The following is a 23,411-nucleotide window of genomic DNA, read 5'->3' on the forward strand; positions in this document are numbered from 1 at the left end:
TTCGCCTGCCTATTGGATGCTGGCCGCGTAAGCGCCCGGTCGGGCATCGGCGAGGATGGTCCCGAAAGATCGACGCATATCCGGACGCCCGGGTGAGGATGGTGGAGAAATGAGCGGCAGGCCGCTGCTGAACCGCAGGCTGGACGGGCTCGGGACGACGATCTTCGCGGAGATGTCGGCACTGGCGACCGCGACGGGCTCGATCAACCTGGGTCAGGGCTTCCCCGACACCGACGGCCCCGAGGAGATCCGCGAGGCCGCCGTCCGCGCCCTGCGGGAGGGCAAGGGCAACCAGTACCCGCCCGGCCCGGGCATCCCGGAACTGCGCGCCGCGATCTCCGACCACCAGCAGCGCTTCTACGACCTCTCCTTCGACCCCGACACCGAGGTCCTGGTCACCGCCGGCGCCACCGAGGCCATCGCCGCCACCATGCTGGCGCTGCTGGAGCCGGACGACGAGGTCATCGCCTTCGAGCCCTTCTACGACTCCTACGCCGCCTGCATCGCGATGGCCGGCGCGAAGCGCGTACCGCTCACCCTGCGCGCCCCGACCTTCCGCCCGGACCTGGACGAGCTGCGCACCAAGATCACCCCGCGGACCCGTCTCCTTCTCCTCAACACCCCACACAACCCGACCGGCATGGTCCTCACCGGCGCCGAACAGAGCGCCATCGCCGCACTCGCCATCGAGCACGACCTGCTCGTCGTCACCGACGAGGTGTACGAGCACCTGGTCTTCGAGGGTACCCACCGCCCCATCGCGGCCCTGCCCGGCATGCGCGAACGCACGGTCACCATCGGCTCGGCCGGCAAGACCTTCTCCTTCACCGGTTGGAAGGTTGGCTGGGTCACGGCGAACGGCCCGCTCGTCTCCGCCGTCCGGACGGCAAAGCAGTACCTGACGTACGTCAGCGCGGGCCCCTTCCAGTACGCGATCGCCGAGGCGCTGCGCCTGCCGGACTCGTACTTCGAGAACTTCCGAGCCGACCTCCACCGCAAGCGCGACCTGCTCGGCGACGGCCTGCGGGCGGCCGGGTTCGAGGTCTACCAGCCCCAGGGCACGTACTTCATCACCACCGACATCACTCCGTTCGGCGAGAAGGACGCCTATGCCTTCTGCCGCGCGCTCCCCGAACGCTGCGGTGTCGTTGCCATCCCCAACTCCGTGTTCTACGACGACCCGGACGCCGGCCGCAGCCAGGTCCGCTTCACCTTCTGCAAGAAGGACGACGTTCTTCACGAAGCCACCAGCCGCCTGCGACGCCTCGCGTCCTGAGCTCACGCCCCTTCGCCGTGAATGGGACTGAGGCAATACGGTCACCAGCGTGAGCGGGTCCCGGCTCCCATACCGGTCTGCACTCGTTCGAGTACAGGCCGGCAGATCGAACTCGGCAGTCTCCAGAACCCCGTAGTGTCGCCAGAGTGGAGTCCAGACGCGTAGCCCAAGGCGTGCAGCTTGAGGAGTACCAGCTGACGCGTGCGGATCACCGTCGGCAGGAAGAGGCGGTGGCCATGGCGGAATGGGTACAGCGCCAGGTGGCCAAGGCACCGCGATGGTCCGACGAAAAGTTCAAGGCCATTCAGGAACTGCTGGGTCCGCCTCCTCACCCCTCCGAGTTCGCGCGCTGGCGAGTGTGCCTGTACTGCGGAGACATCCGCGAGGTCAGGCGTTTGCGGAGCCAGGAACGGCCTGACGGAGGAATCAACGACCACGAGAGCTGCACGGAGTGTGGCCTCGACCCCTCGGTGATCGTGGCATTCGAACCGCTTGTCGGCGACGGTCGAACGTTACCGATGGCGCCAGATTTGTCGCAGCCGTAGTACCTCGGTTGCCCAGTGGGCCTCAAGCTCCGAAGCCGCGATGCGTTCACGGCCGAGGCTGAAGCGGACGTGGCGGTACAGCCAGTGCAGTGACTCGTCGGTGCTGGTGACCAAAGTAGACAGCAGAGGCTCGTCGGCCGGCGTTTCCCGATCCACAGTCACGAGCAACTCGCCTTGGTCATCCGGGTGTAGATGAGGCAGTCCGCCGCCCATCCGCAGACGGAGATCTCCCCATGTCAGGAGTCTGCCCCCGCTGCGTGCGGCGTCCGCGAGGATCTCGCGGGCACTGGTGGCGAGTTTATCGATGGTCTCGATCGGGAGGCGATCAGCATGCCGGGGGTCGACCGTACCGTCCGCCTGCTGGGGGGACGCGCTCTGCGGCGCGGTCGTTGCCGTCAGCGCGGAGCGCTCACGCTTGGCGGGCTTCTGGTCTTTCAACTGGCGTCGCCAGCGCCTAACTTCCCTGTTCTCCGCGGTGGGCAGCGGTTGGGCCAGTCGGCTTCGGAGCCTCCCGATCTCGTCGAATGTGTCAGCGAGTTCGTCTGCGGATCGGGTCCCACGGCCGCGGCCCAGCTCGGCGAGTAGCTGGCGAATCCTTCGAAGGGACGGATCTACTTGTTGCTCCGGATCGTGCTCACGGCACCACGCCTTCACCTCACGCATGAAAGGCGTGTACTCCTCGCGGTCGGGCGGTGACAGTCGCCGTGCGTAGACCGGGCCTGCCAGGCGGCGGGCCGTCTCTACCACCGCCAGATCTCCGGCTTCTTGGGCGGCGCGGATCTCCTGGACGAGCCACTGGAATTCGACCCGTGCCTCGGCAAAGGCGGTGAGCTGTGGCGCTTCCGATGGTTCGTCGACGTCCTCCGCGTCATGATCTGGCTCGGATTCACGGTCACCGATCCATTTCCGCATGTCTGCACGCAGACGTTGGAGACGCTCTCGTACCTCCACTGTGAGCTCGTGGTCACGGATGTTCTCCGCCTCTTGCCGGAGCTTTGTTACCTCTGCCAGATCGCTGGTGATCGTCGCCGCCACGAAGAGCTCTGCGACCCGGGCGACACTCCGAGCCGTCTCGATCTGTCGGTCGTGCGCTCCTTGTTCCACACCCGTGGTGGTCTTCGATGCTCCGTCACGGGGCTGGGAAGGCTCGTATGCCGAATTGCCCCTGTCGGCCGGCTGGCTAGCGGTCTCCGGGGATGCGACCGGTCGGCCGACCAAACGGTCGAGTTCATCCAGAATGGGGTCGCCGGCCTTCAGCCAGGCGCGAAGGGCCTGGCGCTGACGGCGGGCGGCGTAATACCGCTGGGCGTGTGCCTCGCCTTGTTCGATGGTCTGCGACAGCCGGGTGGCACGACGACCGTTCGCTCGCGGGAGCGCGGCTGTGGCTTCTCGCAGTTTCGCTCGAATGCCCACCAATTTCCGGGATGCCGTCAGCAGGTCGGTGCGCGAGGGCGTCTGCTCCTCGGTGACGGGCTCCTCCCTGGAAATCGTGGACGCCGTCGGCGCGGGTGTCGGCGTCTGCCCGTACACCTCGTGCGCCTTCTTGATCGCGGTCTCGCTCCACCGGTGCAGAGCGGCCTCCGACGCCGGGGCGGAGGCTCCGAGCAACCTCAGGACTGTCCCCAGGTAAGGAAGGGGGCGCCCGGAACCTGCAAGGATCAGGACACACAGCAGCGGCCTGTCCGGGCTCAGCGGTTTATCTACCTCGACCAGCAAGTCCCTGCGTTTGGGATCGGGCAGATGCGCGAGATCGAGACGGATCCGGCGCGCGAGCTCGTTCCACGTAGTTGTCGTGCTCTCTCGCGCCACACGTTCCAGTGCCTGGCGGAGCATAGTCGCCGCCCTGCTGCGTTCGGGCTGCGCCGGCGCAGTGTCGGTACGGGTGCGTGATGTGCGGGGTGCTGTGTCGAGCCGCTCGTCGAGCGCGACGCTGGGACGCCACAGACCGGTGCGTTCCGCGTCCAGGCCGTTGAGCTGTACAAGGCTGTCGGCACGGACCGCCCACGATGAGCCTTGTCCTTCGACAGGGTCCGTGATCAACAGCCGTACCACGCCCGACAGCCGATAGACGTACTGCTCCGTAGGTACCGGGATCGCCTCGGGCAGGGACAGATGAGCCCGAATGATGCGGCTGCCCGCCGGCTTGACGAAGCCGGACACCAGGTGGCGGCCGCCTGCGGCGAACGGCGACTCAGCCGGAGGCGCGGTTTCACCGTCCACCGCGAAAACGATCTCGGCACCGCGTAACGGCAGGCTTCCCGGGAGCGGGTCGTTACGCATCCCGCCCTCTCGGATGACCCCTTCGGCACGCAGTTCTTCAAGGGCCGGCGTCACCAAGCCGCTGCCCACCATCCGGCACTGTTCAAGGGGTGCCCAGGTGACGATACGGTTCTCGGTCACAGTCCCGATGAGAACGCGACGATCGTTCCCCTCGGTCTCGCATCGCACACGTAGTGCGTAGCCCTGGCGGGCCACCATGTCGCGCGTGATCGCGCCGTCTCGGCCGAAGACCCACTCGATGTGGCCTTCCTTGGCCCCGAGACTGTCCGCGGCCTTGCGCCAGTTCCGATAGTCCTCCGGGTGCAGTTCGAATCGAAGATGCTGATCCGTGGCACGCAGCCAGAAATCCACGGCGTCCCCAGGACCGCGTCCGAGACTACGCAGTTCGGCCCTCGCGGCGTGCCCTTGGTCCGCCAACCATCGAGTGACATGCAGCTTGATGAACAGGTGGTCGGCACTGTCCACGCCGTTGGCGGTGCGGCCGCATACCGAGCGGTTTCCGTGACGATCCGGGTAGTGGGAGAAGTGACAGACCTTGGTCTCGTACCGCTTGGTCATCAGCTTTTCTCCGCAACCGCCGAGGAGCGCGCCGCACCAGAAGCGGTCAGTGCCGAACTGGCGGCGGAACTCGTCCAGGTTGTGCGGCTCCTCGGGGAGGATGACGGGCTGGTCCGAGTCCCGGCCGCCGATGACTGCGGTCTGGACGAGACGGGTGTCGATCTGCGGCACGTTCAGCCCCCGAAGTGGATGCACGACAACCTGCGGGCACGGCAGGTGAATTGAGGATGGACTCCCCCATGCGAGCGCACAACATGCGACAAGTGCGACTTGAGGACCCAGCGGTCGAGCGGAGTTATGACGGCGACGGTTGAGAGCGGTATTCGGTCAAACCTTCACCGATCCAGGCCGGTTGGGCGCATTGTCGCGTTTGCGGCCTGGTGGTTCCGGGACTTCACCGTGATGATGCCCGCCGTGTCGGCGAACGGGGGGCGGGAATGGGGTTCGGTCGGGGACTTCGCGTACGAGAGGGGCGTGCCCCGGCCGGGATGGTCGACGGGCCCGCAGTGCCGGTTCAAGTCAGCCCTGCCGCCTCTGCCCGCGGCGAGGTGGACCCGACCTCGTCGGAGGTGACAAGGCTGCTGTGCCAAGCCGTCTACACCCGTCCCGACCGGGTGAAGGCCGTCAAGGCGTGGTGGAGCAAGATCCGGGGCAAGGATCAGAAACCGAACAAGCCGCGGCGCAGCACTCGCAGACGCATCTATCTGGAGGGCAGCGACGACTGCCCTCCCCTGGGTGAGCCCATGGCCCAGTGGGTACGAGATCACGTCCTGCACGGGCCGCCGTTACCTGTCCCGTCGTACGGATTCGACCTTGTGCCCGCCGTCGCGCACAGTCTGCGCGCAAGGAGACGCCGATGGCTGCGGCGAACACTCGTCCTGCTCCTCGCCATCGCCGTCGCGTACGAGGTTCCCCGTGCCGCCGTCGTCTGGGGCGGTGCCGTTTTGCTGGCTTGCCTCATGTGGTGGGCCGGGCTACGGGCAGCCCGCAAGGGCAAGAAGTCGAGGCTGGCGCCCTCGCCCCGTCTGGCTTACCTCGTTCTGTGTGTGCCCTGGATACTCGCGGTGGTGCCCTACGAGCCGATACGCGGCGAGGCGGTCGCCCTGCGAACCGGGCTGCTACTGCTGCCCTTCGTCCTGCTGGCCGGAGCCGTGCTCGTCTGGGCGGGAGATCGCCTCATGGCGCGGGCGGGGTTGTCCAGGATCGTCCAGGACGGCATCGCGTCTGACCGCCTGCCCTGGGCATCGGCGAAGGCCAGGCGCCGGATGGCAATCATCAACAACGAACAGACGCGGCTCGAACTGCCCTATGACCATCCGGAAACTTTCGTCGGAGCCGGACGCTATGTATGGGGCGTGGCTGATATCGGTATCCCGCTCAAGCCCAAGGACCCAGAGGTATCGATCAAGCCCTTCGGCGAACGGGAACTGCTGCGGCGGATGGGCGACGCCCTGAGGGAACTGGGCCGTGGCGCACGGGAGATCACCGATCCCCTACCTGGCTTCTCCGTCACGGAGATTCTCGGGCTGCCGTCCGAGCTGTGGCTGCGACGGACCCGGGCTGCGAAGTTGGAGCTACCGGACCTGCGCGGCCGGGGCCGCCGATCACCGTCCAGCGTGCCGGACCGACTGTATTTGCGGGCGCAGTGCGTCAGTTGGGACGGCCAGGTCGTGGTCACCCTGTTCGCGCATGCCGCACTGGAGGCAGGCGAATTGCGGCTTACCCTGCGCCCCCACGTGATGACGCCCCTCTACAACGAGCTGAGGGTGACCGACTCACCCGTGGCCAAGCGCGGAACGCGACTGTACGGCTGGGTGGTGGTGCAGGCCCTGTTGGACGCCGTCCACGGGCCGCTCACACTGTGGCGGCTGCTGACCCGGCTCGCCCTCGGAGTCCAGTCGGACGGCGGCCGGGCCGAGGAAAAGGATCCGGTCAGCCTCCGGGACCGGTTCTCCACCGAAGAAGTCACCGACATGCACCAGGCCGACGACGCGAAGCGGCACGTCGTCCTCATGCAGACCTGTGTCTTCCGCGCTGTCTCCGCGTACCTCGAAGAGCTGGGCGTCGACACCGTTGCGTACGAGCGCCAGGTGGCCGCGGTCATCACCAACATCCAGGTCTACGGCGACAACAACGCACCCATCCAGAACGTCGCCGGCAGCGGCATCAGCAATGTCGGCCAGGACAGCAAGGCTCAAGGAGGAGGAAGTTGATGGTTGTAGGACGTCGCCGCCCCGACCCGGAACAGGGACACGGCTCGGGCATCAGCATCGGCGGCAACAACATCGCCCCGCTCCAGAACGTGGTCGGGCAGAAGATCTCGAACGTCCACCAGTCCGCGTCCGTCGAGAGTCCCGCCGTCAGCGTGGAAACCGTGCGCGATCTCCTTGCTGCATTCCGCACCGATGTGGATCAGAACGGATCGGTCCTGCCGAACGCGCAGGTGCTCCGCGCCATGGCGGACTCCATCGACACCTCGCTGACAGCCCCGGATACACCGGCGATCGGGGCGCTGCGCGGCGCTGTGCAAGCGCTGCCAGCTTTGGTGGCGGGGACCGTGGTGCAGCAGGGGGGTGACGCGCTCGCTCACGCCATTGCCGGATGGCTTGGCTGAGGTGGCGGCTGCGTCAATTCCTGGCTGGCCCGATCGACGGTCCGGTGGTCGGTATCGTCACCGTCTCATGCGGCAGCCAGCGGTCTGTGCTTGACGGGCGCGACCGGCCGAGCCCTTCAGTGCCCGTTGCTGCCTCGGCCACCAGTCAATGGCCAGCACTCGCTTCAACGTGTTCTCGATCGAGATTCCTCTGGCGCTTCGCGGGTCATCCGGATGGAAAGCTGCTCAAGCCGGAACGGGCGCGAGGGCCCTCTTACGACGGCTGAACCCACACGGTATCGGCCAATGTCGCGTGAGGTGCCTGAAGAGATGGCGTGGAGTGACCACTTGGAGGCTTGATCGCTGGCAGGATCGGTGCCCCTGAGGAGCGTGAACACGCGTACGACTCGAAGTAGCAACGGGGTGGGACGGTATGGCCAGAGGGCCGGAGGTCAGTGAGCGCGTTCGCCGGGAGCTCTGGAGGCTGGCAAACGGCATGTGCCAGCTATGTCGACGGGAGCTGGACCCTGGGACTGCCGGACGCACCCCAACGGCTCAGACGGCACACAACATGGCACTCAGCGATCATGGTCCCCGGGCGGACCCCACCCTGCCGATCGAGGCCAGGAACGCCGTATCGAACCTCCTGTTGTTGTGCTCGACCTGCCACGACATCGTCGACAAGAACAACGGGGAGGCGTACACCGCTGAGGAGCTGTCCAGACTCAAGGCGGAGCACGAGACCTGGACCGCCGCCCTGAGGAAAGCCGGGCAGGCGTGGAGGATGAGCTACAGCAGCATCGACTACCTCAACGTGCCGAGAGTTGCGATGCTTCCGGGCGGGGAGGTCGTGCAACAGGCGGCTCAACGTGCCGGCCTCGACCCGACGCGGCCCTTCTCTGGACAGGGGTTCGCCCCTGGACTATTCGTCGGGACTGTGCGTCCCGTCTTCGAGTCGTGGCGAGGGCACGCTGTTCCTCTCGACGAAGCCCATCCGGACGCGATCCGGCAGGGGATGTACGTGGCGTTCAACGCGCCGATGCGTAGCCGCAACGTGTCCAACCGGCCGTTTCCTCGGCCGCTCACCGGAACATGGCAAGACGACCCCTACCTGTCCTTCCGACTGGACGGACGCACGGTCATGATCCGGTTTGACCCGCAATGGCTCACCACCACTACCGCTGGCACGGACTTGGCCAGCGCAGCGACAGAGCAGGCCACCTATGCGGGGATCGGCCTTGTCGTGGGTGAATCCGCCGATGCGATTCGGATCTCCGCGCTGTTCTTCGGGAAGCCGCAAACCGCAGAAGGGGCATACATGAAGTACGTCATACAGGGCGGGGACGAGACCGTAGGGAAGGTTTCTGTCGACGACTTCGAGACAGGGTTGTCGTCGCGCGGGTCGGGATCGCGGCTGCTGGGCTCTACTCGTGACCCGAGCAACGATGACGTCACTGTGGCACTGCACTTCAACGAACTTGAGGTCGACCCGGGGCAGATCCAGCGTGAGACATTCCGGCAGCTGATGCGGGTGGTGCCGGAGTTCCGGCGCGATCTCACGGTCGCCCTGGGCACTCTCTTCACCCACTCCGGACTGACCGGCCTGCCGAAGCCGCTTGACATCGCAGCGGCCCACTTGGCGGGCGAACCCAAGGTGTGGTCGACGCACTCCATCAACGGCCTGGGCACTCTGCTGGCGGACGTGGAAGTGGCCTTCGCCCTCGTCCATGGCGTGCGTAGAGGCCAACTCGATGACCTGCACCAAGCGCTCCTGGCTGAGTCGAAGAGCTACCTCGGGGCGGTCGAGGCGAATCTTCGGCGCCCGACACACCAGCATTTCTACGGCGTGAGCCCCCGCTATCGGCTCATCGAAGCAGATCTCCGACTGCTGTACAGCGCCAAGGAGTACTACGGGGAACTCGGCGACTGGGATCACAGACCTCACGAGCTGCTTGATGAGTGGGAATCGGAGGAGATCTTCAAGAGCGTGGCCTGGGAGGAGGACAAGGAACAGAGCGCTGCTGACGAACGCCAGGCTGAGGAAGAGATGTCCGGGTGGTTGGCCATGATCGACCCGGACGACGCAGCAGCGGATTGATGGCCCCTGACCCCGTAGGGGCGTACAGCACTCTCCGCTCGCACCTTGCCGTATACCGATACTGAGGACCGTGCCACCGGTGGCCGGTGACACGGTGTCCTCCGAGGCGAGCACCCGGGGTAGTCGACGGACTATGGCTCGCACCGTGGTGGCCGTGGCCCGGCCAGACGCAGGTCTGACAGGGCTTGGTCAGCCAGTTCGAAGGGCTGGTTGCGGGGGCCGTGGGGTACGGAGGCGGCGGATTCGAAGCCGCGTTGTGCGGCGAGGGCTCTGGGGCCCACCAGCCCGGTGAGCCGGTAATGCCGCCAGAGGGGAATCGGCCGACGGGCATCGACCACGATGAGGTCGGGCCGACGCCAGACGACCAGCGCCCAGGCTCCCCCGCCGGAGTCCGAGCCAGAGTCGGCCCAGGCCCCGACCAGGGGCGCATCCTCGGCGGCGCCGACTGCTTCGAGTGCCACCAGCGCGGGGTTGCTGAAGCGGCCGGTGACATGGAGGAGGAGTCGTCCGTGGCGGTGTACGTCACGCCCCTTCTCGGCGAGGGACCATACGGCGTCAGCGAGGGGATCGTTCTGGACGACGTCCGACGCGACATCGAGCACGGCGGCCGGGTCGACGGCCGGGCCGAAAACTGTGTCGAGCAGCGTCGTGTACTCCGTAACGTACGCGGAATCCACTGCGGGAAGCAGGCGGTCGACCGCCTGGGCGGCTTCGTTGAAGGCGATGGTCTCAGGCGTGATCTCGTAGCGCGGGGCGTGGCTTCGGAGTACGGCGAGGGCGACTGCGGCGAGGCTGCCGACCTGGGGCTCGATCCGCTCGGGGAGGTCGTTTCGGTTCAGTGCGCGGACGGCCTGGGAAAGCAGTGGCACCCAGTCGGTGTACGCCGGCGGCCAGGCGCCTGCCGCGACGGTCCACAGGGTCAGCCGGACGACGAGCATGCGCTCCGGAGGGCCCAGGTGGGGAGCGAGGGCGACGAGGCGTTCCACCCAGCGCCGGTATCTACGGCGGACTTCCTGGTCCGCCTGCCGGAGGTCGGGAAGGGTGGCGGTGCTGCTCGCTTCGGCACCGGCTGCCTCGGGGTCGTGCTCTGCCGCCACGGCCTCCGCGGTGTCATCGTCAAGGGCGGCTTCGATGTCGTCGGTGAACCGCTCGTCCCAGGAGACGGGCAGCAGGTCCTGAAAGGGCGTGCTGATGTCGGTGGGCAGGGGGAGCCCCAGCGCGAAGCGCGTGAGCGGATGTCCGACGCGTCCGGCGCATTCGTCCAGATAGCGCTCCCAGCCGTCCTCGTCGCCGTCCAGCGGGGCCGTCGTGACCGCACCGCCAGTGCTACTGCTCGCGGATACGCCCGCTGGGGTGGGGGTCAGTCCCGTACGGAGGGTTTCCAGGTCGCCCAGGAATCGTTCGGCGAGCCGGGGATCCGCGAACAGGTCGGGAGGCCGTGTCGTGGGGGCCTGGGACTGGGTCGGGGTCATTCGGCGCAGGGCGCGGTCAGGGTCGACGACGAACACGATGTTGCCGAAGCTCGGTACACCGTCGCTGTCGACTACGACCAGGCGCACACGGCTGCCCGCATCGGCCGGAGCCGTCACCGTCAGCGTGGCCTGTCCGGGCGGGATGTCGGCGATGCGCTCCCATGCCTCCGGCGGTGCTGCGGCCTGGGACAACTCCAGGTGAGCGGTGTCGGAGAGAGGCCGGGCCACGCTGATCTCCAGGCCGTCCGATACGCGTAGGGCACCGAGCAGCAGCGGCCCACCGCCGGCGATGGGGCAGGGAAGGGGCGGGACCGTGTGCAGCCGGGCGGCGGGCTCGTCGGTGCCGTCCGGAAGGAGGGTGGCGGGGATGGGGGTGATGACGCCGAGTTCGCAGTTGCCGCCCTCGCCCTGGGAAAGCAGCAGGGCCGCGGCCGAGAGGTTCGGGCTGCCGGTCAGGGCCCAACGCTGCCCCTCGGAGACCCACTCGACGAATTTCCCGTGGCGGTACCGCTGGCCGTTGTCGCTGACGACGCGTCCGTCGTACTCCTTCACCAGGGCGGCGACCGACGGACCGTCGAGATCGCTGAGTCCGGGTTGGTAGGCGAGGGTGAACCGGCTCGGGCGGAAGCGTTCGAGCAGCCGCCGCAGTGCCATCGAGCGCCGGTCGTAGAAGGGCGCGAACACGGCCAGTTCGTCGACGGGCCCCTGCGGCAGCTGATCGATGATCGGCGAGCGCAGACTGCTGACGACGCGGACCTGTGACGCCGCAGGTGTCCTGTCGCGGTGGAGCCGGTCCAGCAGCGCTGCGACCCGACCCAGCGCCTGTGGCACTCCGGCGGAGAACCTCACCTTTTCCGGGAGGTCGCGCAGCCATGCCGACAGCTCCGGAACTGCCGTGGGACTCTGCTCGCCGTCCACCCGCAGAACCGTCCACAGTTCGGCGTTGGCCTGCCAGCCGGCCAGCGTGGTGTTGCCGGAGCCGAGGGCGATGGTGGCGTGCTCCGGTCCGGCGAGGACCATCAGCTTGGGATGGAACGCGGCACCGTGGGCGTAGGCCAGACCGGCGAGGTAGCTGCGGCCGGCCCGCCGGACGGAGCGGGGATCGTTCCGGGTCATGGAGACGTCTCCCGCCACCGTGACGCGTGCGCCGGTGGCCTGGGTGACGCCGAGGGCTACCTCCTCAAAGAAGCCGAGATCGGCGGTGAAGCTGAGGAAGAGCGCTTCTTCCAGGTTCCGCCCGCCCGTGCGCTCCTCGTCGAGGATGAGGGTCAACGGAGAGGCGAACGCGGTTGGTGGCTCCACCACGACCGGTGCCGGTGCGGTCTCAGTCAACGAGAGCCCTCCCGCTGCTGGTCACCGACCAGTGCTGGTCGTCGTAGTGCAGCACGCCGCAGGTGGCCAGGACGGTCCCGAGCTGGTCCAGCCGTAGCCCGACGTCACCGCGCCCCTCCTGGCTCGTCCGGTACAGCAGCCCGCCCCGCTCGTGCAGCCGGGTCGGTAACCACAGCGTGCCGTCTGCACGTCGGCGGGCCTTGGCCAGCGCGATCCGCTGCGACCGCGCCACCAGGTCGTAGGTGAGTCGGCGGGCGACATCGCGCAGCTTCATGGGCCGCGCTTCGTCAAGCCGCCGCTGGACCCATTCCGGGCCGAGCTCGACACCGCGCTGGCCGAGGAACGCGTCCCGGACCCGGCCGGTGAGTTCGTCCACCCGGCGGGCGCTGGCAGCGAGCACCCGCAGCTCGGCGACAGGCAAGGGATCACCCGCCCACCGCAGGTCGTGCTCGGCGGGCAACGGCGCTCCCGTCGTACTCTGCGTCGCGGGCAGGGAGGACAGGAACGCGTCCACCGTCATGTCGGGCAGCTCCGCGGCGAAGCGGTCGGCCACTTCCTCGATCGGCACCAGCCCGTCGACCTGCTCCACTAGCCAGGACCACAGGCGGCGCCACGCTCCGACGGAGTAGTTCCTCAGCACCACTCCGCGCCAGGCACCGGCCGCGTCGATGCCGCTGGTCACGGGATCGGTGGTCAGGAAGTCACCGAAAGCGAGCACGTGGCCGATGTCGCGGGTGAAATATCGGACGGGATGTGTGGCGACCACACGAGCCATAAGCTGAATCGTCTGTCGCCGTGTTGCCGAGCGGGAGCCTGCTTCGGCCGGTGCACCGGGCTCGCACATGAGGTTCGCCAGCCACGCCCCGTCAGGATGCTCACCGCCCGTGCACACGCACAGCCGGTCCCCGAAAGAGGCGAGATCATCCACGTTCAGCGTGTCCTCGGCGGCGAGTTCGAGCAGCTCGCCCAGTCCGGCTCGCAGTGCCGCGGTCTCCAGCCGCGGTCCGGGAACCGGCATGGGACCCGCACCGAGGATGCCGAGCGCGACCTCGGATCCGGCGTACGGTGCCCAGAACCCCCACGAGTTGCCCACGTACCCGTTCTTGCCCGGGACCTCGGCTTCGGACAGGGTGACCGTCCCGGAGTGCAGCCGCCGAGCAAGGGCGTCGACCCCATGAGCACGCGGCAGCCAGTCCAGAGCCTGCGGATGATGCGCAAACGACACGGCGGCCAGCGCCACTTCCGCGCGGCGCAGCAGAGTCTGGGCGGCCGGGAGCGTCAGGTCCTCCCCGTCGGCTTGCGCCGCGATCAGCCCGTGCAGTGCGTAGTAACGCCCGTGCGGCGTCTGCGTGGTCACCCCGGGGACCAGGTGATCGACCATGCGCGCCACATGCCGCTCCACCGAGAGCGGATAACGGCCCGCGGCGACGTCCAGTCCTGGGCGGCTCCAGCCCGGTCCGTCCACGAGCTCCGGTGTCTGCCCCTTCGCACCGACGGCGACCATGCCCTCGACCATTTCCCGCTGTCACCCCCTCAGCGCTGTTCAGTCGGGAAACCGATCCGTCATTCTGGCGCATCTCTTGGGGAAGCGGCACTTCAGATGGGAAGCCCCAGTCGGACGAGACAGCGGGGTAACTCCACTGGGAGCCTGATAACCGTCATTATCAAATGATGGCGCCTCCGCCTCGCCGGGGTCGGCGTATCGTCTTGAGGCGTCGGGCGGAATCTGCTGCAAACGAAGCCGTGACGCAAGACAAGGCCCAGCCTGACGGCCGAAGCGGCTGATGTGACGATAGACGAACGGGGGAAGGATGCGCACCGTGGTCACTGGTCTGCCGGACCCGGCACTCCGCTCCCCAGGGCCGCTGCCCCTCTTGGTGTCGATGTCCGACATCGCGACGTTCGCCCGGGTGAAGCGCCCTGTCGTGTCCACCTGGCGCCGACGCCACCCGGATTTCCCCGCCGACGTGTCCGAGAACTCGGGACGCCCCCTGTTCGACGGCGCACAGGTGACGGACTGGCTGATCGCCTCCGGCCTGGGCAACGCAGCCCCGCAGGAGCTCCGATCCGAGCTGGCCCTTTTCGGCATCATCGCGCTGCGGGACCGTTTCACGCCGTGGCAGCTGGTCGAGACGCTGGGCAGCCTGCTGTGCCTGCGCCGGCTCGACGTCCGGCCACTGGCCGACGACGGCGCGAACGCCTCCCCAACCTCCCCTCCCGACGCCGAAGCGGACGAGGCCCTCTGGTCCGCGCTGCTGCGCCGAGCCGAACGGATCGACGCCGAGGACGATTTCGTACTCCGCGAGCTTCGCTCGATCGACGCCACGGCGGCCCCGCTCGCCCGCCTCGCCGAGGACCTGGTCGAATCCGCCTATGACGAGCGCGGCGCATACGAGTGGCTGCTCGCCGCCCGCTCCCGGCTCGGACTGGACTCCCTCGCCGCCGACGCGGTCACCCCGGAGCTGCGGAGTCTGCTCACCCAGCTCACCGACCTCCGCGTCCGTCTTGAGCGAGGCGAATCCCTCACCCTCGCCGACCCGCACGCCCGCGCCGGCGACCTGCTCGCCGCGCTCCTCGACGACACGGAGGACCGCGACCGCGTCACCGTCCTCGCCGCCGACCCCGACGACCGGCTCACCCGCATCACCCGCCGCCGCTTCCTGCTGGCGGGCGTAAGCGAACTCGACCTGGACGTGCAGACCGGCTCCGACCTGGAGGAACGCTTCGCGGACCCGGACATCGTCGTCACCCAGCTCCCGTACCGCCCGGGCGAGGACCGCTCGGTATTCGCCGTCCTGACGGAGCTCGAACGCGTCGCCTACCTCCTCCGCCCCGGCTGCACGGCCCTCGTCCTCGGACCGGCCGACGCGCTCGTCGACGAGCTGAAGAGCACGGAGGCCGCCCAGCTCCGCTCGGCCCTCCTGCGCGAGAACATCGTCGAGTCGGTCATCGCGCTTCCCGGCGGGGTCCTGCCCTTCCGCCCCGGCTACCGTCCCGCGCTGTGGACGCTCACACGCGGTCCCGTCCGGGAGGCGGAGGGCATGGTCCTACTGGCCGACATCAGCTCGGAACAGCTCACGCCGGGTGTGCGCATGCGGCTCGCCGAGGACGTCCTCCTCTGGCGGGCAGAAGGCTTCCGAGGACTCGACGGTCACGACCCGCGCTACGGCCGTGTGGTCCCCGTCGCCGACCTCGACCGGGCCTTCGGTGGTCCCCTGACCCCACCCGCGCCACCCGCCTCCGCGATCTGGTCCGACAAGGTCACCGAACGCCCCGCCCTGATCGCCGAGGCTGAGGCCCGCCTGGAGCGTGCGACGGCGGACACGCACGCGTACGAGGACGAGCGGGGGCCCTACCGAGGGGCTGTACAGCGCAGGGTCGGTCGCCTGCCCCGGCGTACCACCCTCGGCAAACTGATCACCGCACGCAGGGTGACCCGCCTCCCCGGCCACCGTATCGACGGGAAGCACCTCACCCGGGACGGCCACCACAACGTCCTGGGACCCGAGGAGATCACCGGCGAGCGACCCGTGGGCGACCGCCGCATCGACCGCCTACTGCTGGCGACGGCGTACGAACGGGCGGCGCTCACCGAGCCCGGCGACGTCGTCTACACGCTCGTGCCCCGCCTCGGCGTGTACGTCGACCATGACGGCTTCTCGGTCGTCGCGTTCCCGGCCCGCGTCCTCCGGGTCAATGCCGGAACTGCCCGCCCGCTCACCCCCCGGGTCCTGGCGGCTCTGCTCGGCGCGGCCCGCGGCACCGCGCGCAGCCCCAGCGCGGTACGCCCCGCCCGCCGTATCGAGGACTACCAGCTCCCCGACCTCGACCATGACGAGGTGCTGCGCTTCGACGCCCTCCTGGCCGAGACGGAACGCCGGGAACGCCTGCTGCGCGCCCAGTCCGACGCGCTCGCCGAGGCCCGCGGCCTCACGATCGCGGGCGTGGCCGACGGCACCCTGGCCCTCGGCGAACTACGAACGACCAACCGCACGTAACCCATCCACCGACACCGTCTGGAAGAAGGAACGATGCCTCCCCGCAAGCGAGCCGCGGCAGCCGCCGGACAAGGCGAACTGCTCAGTGTCTCCAGCACCAAGGAGATCCAGGACATCCTGTGGAAGGCCGCGGATAAGCTCCGCGGCTCCATGGACGCAGCTCAGTACAAGGAGTTCGTGCTCGGCCTGGTCTTCCTGAAGTACGTCTCCGACGCCTTCGCCGAACGCCGTGAGGAACTGGCCGCCGACCCCGAGCTGGCGCAGATCCCGGAACACCGCCGGGCGGCTTTCCTTGAGGAGAAGGACGAGTACACGGAGAAGAACGTCTTCTGGGTGCCCCCGACCGCCCGCTGGGACCACATCTCGGAGAACGCGGCCAGCGCGGAGGGCGGCGTCGGCAAGCTCCTCGACGAGGCCATGGACGAGGTGATGAAGGCCAACAAGACCCTCACCGGCGTCCTCCCGAAGATCTTCAACCGCGACAACGTCGACCAGAAGCGTCTGAAGGAACTCGTCGACCTGATCAGCGACGCGCGCTTCACGGGGCATGGCGACCGCCCCGCGCAGGACGTCCTGGGCGAGACCTACGAGTACTTCCTGGAGAAGTTCGCGCGGGCCGAGGGCAAGCGAGCCGGCGAATTCTACACCCCGGCAAGCGTGGTCCGCCTGATCGTCGAGGTGCTGGAGCCGTACGAGGGGCGGGTGTACGACCCGGCGTGCGGCTCGGGCGGCATGTTCGTACAGAGCGGCAAGTTCGTCGCGAAGCGGCGCGGCAAGGACCACACGCATGACATCGCGGTGTACGGCCAGGAGGCGAACGAGCGCACGTGGCGTCTGGCCAAGATGAACCTCGCCATCCACGGCATGGACCCCAAGGGTGTCGGCGACCGCTGGGCGGACACGTTCGCGGACGACAAACTGCCTGATCTGAAGGCCGACTTCGTGATGGCCAATCCGCCGTTCAACATGTCGGACTGGGCGAGGAAGTCGGATGATAGGCGGTGGCGGTACGGGGTTCCGCCGCAGTCGAACGCCAACTACGCGTGGCTCCAGCACATCGTCTCGAAGCTAGGGGACAGGGGCAGCGCGGGCGTGGTGCTGTCCAACGGCTCAATGTCGTCCAAGCAGTCGGGCGAGGGCGAGATCCGAGCTGCAATGGTCGAGGCGGACGTGGTGTCCTGCATGATCGCGTTGCCCGGAAACTTGTTCCGTACGACCTCGATTCCGGCATGCCTATGGTTTCTCACCAAGGACAAGTCTCCGCAGAGCACGAAGGCGCTGGAGGACCGGCGAAGCCGAATCCTGTTCATCGACGCCCGGTCGATGGGCACGATGCGCGACCGCACGGAGCGTGTCCTTGAGGACGAGGATTTGGAGAAAATCTCCGACACTTACCACGCGTGGCGAGGCACGAAGTCGGCGAAGGACAAGGGTCTTACATACGAGGACGTGCCGGGATACTGCTACAGCGCCACGCTGGAGGAGATCGAGAAGCACGACTATGTGTTGACGCCGGGGCGTTATGTGGGGGCGGCAGAAGCCGAGGAAGACCCGAACGCAGAACCAGCGGAGGAGCGGATCGCTCGGCTGACGAAGGAACTGTTCGAGCAGTTGAGCGAGTCGGCGCGGCTGGATGCGGTAGTGCGGGAGCAGTTGGGGAGGATCGATGGCTGAGTGGCGCCAGACTACCTTGGACCAGTTGGTCAGGCTTCAGCGTGGCCACGACCTCCCGACCTCCCAGAGGAGAGTGGGAAGCGTGCCTGTCATGGGCGCTGCGGGCCAGAGCGGTACGCATGACACGGCGATGGCTAAAGCACCGGGAGTCACACTGGGGCGCGCAGGGGCCTCCATGGGTAAGGCGACTTATTGCGATGTCGATTTCTGGCCGCTCAATACGGCGCTTTACGTCACAGATTTCCAGGGAAATGACCCTAGGTTCGCTTATTACCTGCTGGATCGAATCGATTTTTCCGGGTATAATTCTGGGGCAGCTCAGCCCATGCTTAATCGGAACTATATCACCCAGATCCAGATTTCCCTTCCGGAGCCCGCAGAGCAACAGGCCATCGCTGCTGTAGCTGGCGCGTTGGACGACAAAGTCGCGAGCAATAAGCGCGTCGCACGCTCTGCCGAGAGCCTCTGCCAGGCCATTTTTGCAGAACGGTCACGGGAAGCGCGCACCACTGTCGGGGAGATCGCGATCTTGCACAAGGGGCAAGTTGCGCCAGAGACCCTGACCGAGGTGGACGTAGCTCATTACAGCCTGCCCGCATTCGACTCGGATGCGATGCCGGAGATCACGGATCCTCGGTCCATCAAGAGTGCGAAGTTTGCAGTTCACCAGCCGTCGGTTCTTCTGTCCAAATTGAACCCCGAGATCCCTCGGGTGTGGAATGTTTCCCCGGATCGAAAAATTCCAGCTCTTGCGTCTACCGAGTTCCTTGTGTTGGAACCAAAGAATGGAGTGTCCACAGCCGAGTTGTGGGCGGTCTTGTCTCAGCCTGAGCTGCTTGGCAGGCTCGCCGCCAAAGTGACCGGCACTTCCAAAAGTCACCAGCGAGTTCGTCCGGGTGAAATCATGGATTCCAGGGTCGTTGACCCACGTGAACTTGGAGACGTCCGAGGGCAAGCACAAGCACTGGTTGATCGTGCTATGCAAGCCCGCAATGAGTCGCGCGCCCTGGCCAACCTCCGCAACACCCTCCTCCCCCAACTAATGTCCGGCCAGCTCCGAGTCCGAGACGCCGAGAAGATCGTGGAGGACGCCGTATGACCACCGGAAGCGGCAGCGAGCCCACGCTGGCCCCTGCCCACCTCGACGCCAAAATGACCGAGTCCACCTGGGAGCACCTGGCCCTAGACGAACTCGCCCAACTCGCCTGGGAAACCAAGCCCGGCAAAGACCTCGCCCCCGGCACCGGCCACCGCCGAGACTGGGACGACCTGATCCTCCACGACGAACTCCAGGCGGCCATCGAGAAGCTGAACCCGGAGCTGACCTCCACCGCCGTCCACGAGGCGACGCGCATCGCCACCGACCCCACCTCCCGCGAGGCATACCCGGAGAACAAGCAGGCCCACGAGTACCTGACCACCGGCATCCGCCTCACCTACACCGACGAGTTCGGCGCCGAGCAGACCCCGACCGTCCGCCTCGTCGACTTCACGGACCCCGACGCGAACCGCTACCTCGCCGTCAACCAGGTCACGGTCAGGGACACCGACGGCAGCCACCGCCGTTTCGACATCGTCCTGTACGTCAATGGCCTCCCCCTCGCCGTCGTCGAACTCAAGAGCGCCTCCGACGAGAACGCAACCCTCAAGTCGGCGCACGCCCAACTCCAGACGTACGTCTCGGAGTCCCCCATCGCGTTCCGCTACAACGTGCTCTGCCTGGTCTCGGACGGCATAACCGCCAAGTACGGCACGGCATTCACGCCCTACGAGCACTTCGCGCCCTGGAACGTCGACCACGAGGGCAAGCCCGTTGACACCAACGAGCCCGGCTACGACGGCCTCGACGCGCTGAACCTGTCCCTCCACGGCCTGTTCACGCAGGACCGGTTCCTCTCCCTCACCCGCAACTTCGTCAACTTCCCCCCGCCCAAGCCGGGCGAGCCCCTCTCCGGCAAGCGCATCGCGAAGCCGCACCAGTACTTCGCCGTGAACAAGGCCGTGGACGCCGTAGTCGAGGCATCGCGGACAAACGGCCAGGCCGGCGTCGTCTGGCACACGCAGGGCGCGGGCAAGTCGGAGGAGATGGTCGAGACGGCGGCGCTCGTCGCCCGCCACCCGGCCCTCAACAACCCCACCATCGTCGTCATCACCGACCGCAACGACCTCGACGACCAGCTCTACGACACCTTCCTCGACAGCGAGACCCTGCTCGGGCAGAAGGCCCACCAGATCGACACGCGGGACGAACTGCGTACCGAGCTGACGCGGCGCAACGTCGGCGGGATCGTCTTCACCACCCTCCAGAAGTTCGGCCTCAGCAAGGAGGAGAAGGACGCCGGCAAGTCGCACCCGCTCCTCTCCGAGCGCCGCAACATCCTGGTGATCGTCGACGAGGCCCACCGCTCGCACTACGACAGCCTCGACGGCTACGCCCGCCACCTGCGGGACGCCCTGCCGTACGCCACCCTGCTCGCCTTCACCGGTACGCCGATCTCCAAGGCCGAGGCTGACACGCGTGCCGTCTTCGGCGAGTACATCGACATCTACGACCTGAAGCGCGCCGTCGACGACGGGGCCACGGTCCGTGTGTTCCACGAGCCGCGTGTCATCAAGGTCGACCTGCCCAAGGACGTCGACCCGAACACGCTCGATGAGCAGGCCAACACCCTCACCGAGGGCATGGACGACGCCGAGCGCCGCCGAGCCATCCAGTACGCCACGACGATGAACACGCTCTACGGCGCCGAGGACCGCATAGCCAAGCTCGCCGACGACCTGATCGCCCATTGGGAGCAGCGCCGCGAGCTGGTCAAGCCCGACATCGGCGCCCCCGGCAAGGCGATGATCGTGTGCGCGACCCGCGAGATCTGCGTACGGGTCTTCGACGCACTGGCCGAGCGGCGGCCCGGCTGGGTCAGTGACGAGGTCGACAAGGGCGTCATGAAGATCGTCTTCCACGGCGACCGCTCCGACCCCGAGCACATGCGCAAGCACTCGCTGCGCAAGTCCCAGCAGAAGGTCGTCCAGAAGCGAGCCAGGAACGCCGACGACGAGCTGGAACTGCTCATCGTTCACTCGATGCTGCTCACCGGCTACGACGCCCCGCCCATCCACACCCTGTACATGGACCGCCCGATGCAGGGCGCCAACCTGATGCAGGCGCTCGCCCGCGTCAACCGCCGTTTCCGCGGCAAGCAGGACGGCCTGCTCGTCGGCTACGCGCCCCTCACCGACAACCTCACCAAGGCCCTGCGCGAGTACTCGGACCAGGACCGAAAGGACCAGACCCTCGGCGCGGATATCGAACGGGCCGTCACTGAGGTCAAGAACGAGATCGCCACCATCAAGGGGCTGCTGGTCGGCAGCCGTTGGAAGGAATGGCTGGCCGACACCGGCCGCCCCGACACCCGCAAACGCGCGCTGCGCCTGACGGCCGACTTCCTGCGCGACCCGAAGAACCCGGGGAACAAGGTCGAGCACCCCGCCAAGCCGCTCTCCGTCCGCTTCAAGGACAGCGCGGCCCGGCTGGACCGCTTCTACCGAGTCTGCGCGATGAGCAAGGAGATCGCCGAGCGCTGCGAGGACCTGGACGACTGGCGTCGGGACATCTCCTTCTTCAGCGAGGTCCGGGCCTGGATGATCAAGCTCGACGCCGCCCAGCGCGAGGCAAGCGGGGAGCCGCTCAGCGCCGAGGTCCAGCGCTATCTCCAAGCCCTCGCCGCCTCGGTCGTCGACGCCGACGAGATCACCGACCTGTACGCGGAGGCCGGGATTGGCCGGCTGGACATCACCCGCCTCAACGAGGCGCAGCTGCGCAATCTGGAGAACTCGGAGACCCCGCACCTGGTCACCGAGGCCCTGCGCCGCATGATCCAGCAAAAGATGCGGGAGGTGACCAAGCACAACGTCGTCCGCAACGAGAGCTTCACCGAGCGCCTGAACGACCTGATGCGGCGTTACATGCTCCAGCAGCTCACCAGTGCCCAGGTCATCGCCGAACTCGCCGCCCTGGCACGGGAGGTGTCGGCAGAGGCCCGCCGCGGCGAACGGTTCGACCCGCCACTGACCCACGCCGAGCTGGCGTTCTACGACGCCGTCGCACACCGCGACATGGCCCAGGTGATGGAGGGCGGCGACGACACCCTGGCCAAGATCGCCCGTGCCCTCGTCAAGGACATCCAGAAGAACCTCTCCGTCGACTGGCTCTCCCGCGAGCCCGTCCGGGCCAAACTCCGCACCCGCATCCGCCGCGTGCTGGCGATGTTCGACTATCCGCCGGAGGAGGAGCGCGAGGCGATCGACCTCGTCCTCAAGCAGATGGAGATCGTGGCCGCCCTCTGGGCGCCCGCTGCGAAGTAGCAACGCATACGGGAGGCCGCCACCAGGGGCGCCCTCCCGTCACGGCCAGGTGCGCTCAACACGGTCGTGCCGTACGGCGTAGGCCGCCGGGCCGCCCTTCTCGACGGCCCGGTGGATGGCATCTCGGCGTGCGACGAGCCTCTCGACCATCTCGGCACTGCGAAGCTGCTGGTTGTCCAGGTAGAACAGCACCGCCTCGCGCTCCAGGACGGGCTGGATCTCCAGATCCCGGGTCTTGATCCGCCCGTCCTTCGACAGCGGGACCCAGGACCGGTCGAGACCGTAAGTGATCCACTCCTCGTCCGGAACGTCCTGCCCGTCGTCAGGAAAGACGTCCCCGATGCGGTGAACCGTCCACCCGCAGGCCCTCAGTCCTTCCGCGACACGGCGACCGAGGTTCCGGTCGAGGAAGAACTCAGGCGGCAAGGTGCACCACTGCCCGGCACAGCGCGTCCACCTGCGAGGGTGTCATGTCGTAGTCGTACGCGATGTCCTCGACGGTCTCCCCGGCCTCCCACAGGTCGGTGATGGCCTGGACCGTGACGCGGTTGGCGGCCACCACGGGGAGACCGTGACCGAACCTCGGATCGATCACGACGGGCACCGAGTCCGGGTACTGCCTTAGCCGCAAGCTGGAGGGGAAGTCCTCGCCCGGCTCCCAGGTGAGGTACCGGAGATAGTCGGAGACCACTTCGTGGATGGGGACCTGACCGTCGCGGGCTCTGCGGAGATCTCCCCAACCGTGCTCGATGAAGATGTCCACGCCGTCCGTGGCGATCCGCTTCGACACGAGGCCGTAGGGGGTGTCGAAGGCGTCCCGTACGGCGGCTGCCGCCTCCCTGATCTCGCTCATGCGAAGCCCCAGGGAACGCAGAGAACGAAGAACGTGCGCCTCGGCCACCGCGATGAACGGCACCGAAGGCTGCCCCCTCCGTACCGGCTCGACCTGGTGGACCAGTGGCGCTCCGGCCGCCTTGCCCTTCAGCCACGAGGTCAGGGTCGACTGTGGAATCTCAAGGTAGGAGGCGGTCTCTGCGGGCGTCAGCAGCCCGTCGTTGAACCTGTCGACCATGCCCCACCTCCTCTTGGCACCGGATTTCGCATCGTGCCACATCAAGCCTCCCACCTGCAGGTGGACCGCACACCCAGTCATCGGCTCAGCCAGCCACAGGGAGTCGGTCTCTGGCTTGGCAGTCCCGGCAGCGTTCAGGTCATCGGAGAGT

Annotated in this window: 14 protein-coding genes; 9 read left to right on the forward strand and 5 right to left on the reverse strand. The window is 67.4% G+C overall.

The window, feature by feature from the left end; all coding sequences use genetic code 11:
* Positions 1 to 109: 109 nt before the first annotated feature.
* Together ACGFS9_RS25725 and ACGFS9_RS25730 are read left to right on the forward strand one after the other, a co-directional pair.
* Positions 110 to 1,276: a pyridoxal phosphate-dependent aminotransferase gene (locus tag ACGFS9_RS25725; protein ID WP_393256530.1), complete on the forward strand. Its 1,167-nt coding sequence runs from the start codon at positions 110 to 112 to the stop codon at positions 1,274 to 1,276.
* 146 nt (positions 1,277 to 1,422) lie between these two features.
* Positions 1,423 to 1,821, forward strand: coding sequence for a hypothetical protein (locus tag ACGFS9_RS25730; RefSeq protein ID WP_393256532.1), 399 nt, complete (start codon positions 1,423 to 1,425; stop codon positions 1,819 to 1,821).
* Here the strand turns inward: ACGFS9_RS25730 and ACGFS9_RS25735 are convergent.
* Entirely contained in the window at positions 1,789 to 4,830 is a 3,042-nt protein-coding gene (locus tag ACGFS9_RS25735; protein WP_393256533.1) for a hypothetical protein, read from the reverse strand. The two genes, ACGFS9_RS25730 and ACGFS9_RS25735, sit on opposite strands and share 33 nt — an antisense overlap.
* Positions 4,831 to 5,228: 398 nt before the next feature.
* Here ACGFS9_RS25735 and ACGFS9_RS25740 point away from each other — a divergent pair, with 398 nt between their 5' ends.
* From ACGFS9_RS25740 to ACGFS9_RS25750, 3 genes are all read left to right on the forward strand, one after another.
* Entirely contained in the window at positions 5,229 to 6,872 is a 1,644-nt protein-coding gene (locus ACGFS9_RS25740; protein WP_393256534.1) for a hypothetical protein, read from the forward strand.
* Entirely contained in the window at positions 6,872 to 7,273 is a 402-nt protein-coding gene (locus ACGFS9_RS25745; RefSeq protein ID WP_393256535.1) for a hypothetical protein, read from the forward strand. Before ACGFS9_RS25740 ends, ACGFS9_RS25745 begins: the two co-directional genes overlap by 1 nt.
* A 550-nt stretch (positions 7,274 to 7,823) precedes the next feature.
* On the forward strand, positions 7,824 to 9,350 hold the full coding sequence (locus ACGFS9_RS25750; protein WP_393256537.1) for a hypothetical protein: 1,527 nt from the start codon (positions 7,824 to 7,826) through the stop codon (positions 9,348 to 9,350).
* 131 nt (positions 9,351 to 9,481) lie between these two features.
* Here the strand turns inward: ACGFS9_RS25750 and ACGFS9_RS25755 are convergent, their stop codons facing one another.
* Together ACGFS9_RS25755 and ACGFS9_RS25760 are read right to left on the reverse strand one after the other, a co-directional pair.
* On the reverse strand, positions 9,482 to 12,154 hold the full coding sequence (locus tag ACGFS9_RS25755) for a hypothetical protein (RefSeq protein ID WP_393256539.1): 2,673 nt from the start codon (positions 12,152 to 12,154) through the stop codon (positions 9,482 to 9,484).
* Entirely contained in the window at positions 12,147 to 13,670 is a 1,524-nt protein-coding gene (locus ACGFS9_RS25760; RefSeq protein WP_393256541.1) for a hypothetical protein, read from the reverse strand. Before ACGFS9_RS25760 ends, ACGFS9_RS25755 begins: the two co-directional genes overlap by 8 nt.
* Before the next feature lie 304 nt (positions 13,671 to 13,974).
* On the opposite strand from ACGFS9_RS25760, the gene ACGFS9_RS25765 reads away from it, so the two are divergent.
* The 4 genes from ACGFS9_RS25765 to ACGFS9_RS25780 are packed head-to-tail and all read left to right on the forward strand — an operon-like array spanning position 13,975 to position 22,188.
* Positions 13,975 to 16,152, forward strand: coding sequence for a hypothetical protein (locus ACGFS9_RS25765; protein WP_393256542.1), 2,178 nt, complete (start codon positions 13,975 to 13,977; stop codon positions 16,150 to 16,152).
* Positions 16,153 to 16,185: 33 nt separating this feature from the next.
* Positions 16,186 to 17,826, forward strand: a complete 1,641-nt coding sequence (locus tag ACGFS9_RS25770; RefSeq protein ID WP_393256544.1) for a type I restriction-modification system subunit M — start codon at positions 16,186 to 16,188, stop codon at positions 17,824 to 17,826.
* Positions 17,819 to 18,925: a restriction endonuclease subunit S gene (locus ACGFS9_RS25775; RefSeq protein ID WP_393256545.1), complete on the forward strand. Its 1,107-nt coding sequence runs from the start codon at positions 17,819 to 17,821 to the stop codon at positions 18,923 to 18,925. The genes ACGFS9_RS25770 and ACGFS9_RS25775 overlap by 8 nt, the downstream gene beginning before the upstream one ends.
* Entirely contained in the window at positions 18,922 to 22,188 is a 3,267-nt protein-coding gene (locus ACGFS9_RS25780) for a type I restriction endonuclease subunit R (RefSeq protein ID WP_393256546.1), read from the forward strand. Before ACGFS9_RS25775 ends, ACGFS9_RS25780 begins: the two co-directional genes overlap by 4 nt.
* A gap of 39 nt (positions 22,189 to 22,227) precedes the next feature.
* On the opposite strand, the gene ACGFS9_RS25785 is transcribed toward ACGFS9_RS25780, so the two are convergent.
* Together ACGFS9_RS25785 and ACGFS9_RS25790 are read right to left on the reverse strand one after the other, a co-directional pair.
* The gene (locus ACGFS9_RS25785; RefSeq protein WP_030189502.1) at positions 22,228 to 22,614 is read right to left on the reverse strand and encodes a hypothetical protein; all 387 of its coding nucleotides are present in this window, start codon (positions 22,612 to 22,614) and stop codon (positions 22,228 to 22,230) included.
* A complete protein-coding gene (locus ACGFS9_RS25790) occupies positions 22,604 to 23,260 on the reverse strand; it encodes a DUF433 domain-containing protein (protein WP_393256547.1) in 657 nt (218 codons plus the stop codon). The genes ACGFS9_RS25785 and ACGFS9_RS25790 overlap by 11 nt, the downstream gene beginning before the upstream one ends.
* Positions 23,261 to 23,411: the final 151 nt, after the last annotated feature.

Origin of the sequence: Streptomyces sp. NPDC048566, assembly GCF_043199735.1 — a bacterium.
GTDB lineage: Bacteria > Actinomycetota > Actinomycetes > Streptomycetales > Streptomycetaceae > Streptomyces.

Coding starts and splice junctions, on each gene's coding strand:
- ACGFS9_RS25770 (WP_393256544.1), top strand. CDS start 16,186: ATGCCTCCCCGCAAGCGAGCCGCGGCAGCCGCCGGACAAGGCGAACTG.
- ACGFS9_RS25750 (WP_393256537.1), top strand. CDS start 7,824: ATGGCACTCAGCGATCATGGTCCCCGGGCGGACCCCACCCTGCCGATC.
- ACGFS9_RS25790 (WP_393256547.1), bottom strand. CDS start 23,260: ATGGTCGACAGGTTCAACGACGGGCTGCTGACGCCCGCAGAGACCGCC.
- ACGFS9_RS25745 (WP_393256535.1), top strand. CDS start 6,872: ATGGTTGTAGGACGTCGCCGCCCCGACCCGGAACAGGGACACGGCTCG.
- ACGFS9_RS25780 (WP_393256546.1), top strand. CDS start 18,922: ATGACCACCGGAAGCGGCAGCGAGCCCACGCTGGCCCCTGCCCACCTC.
- ACGFS9_RS25725 (WP_393256530.1), top strand. CDS start 110: ATGAGCGGCAGGCCGCTGCTGAACCGCAGGCTGGACGGGCTCGGGACG.
- ACGFS9_RS25775 (WP_393256545.1), top strand. CDS start 17,819: ATGGCTGAGTGGCGCCAGACTACCTTGGACCAGTTGGTCAGGCTTCAG.
- ACGFS9_RS25760 (WP_393256541.1), bottom strand. CDS start 13,670: ATGGTCGAGGGCATGGTCGCCGTCGGTGCGAAGGGGCAGACACCGGAG.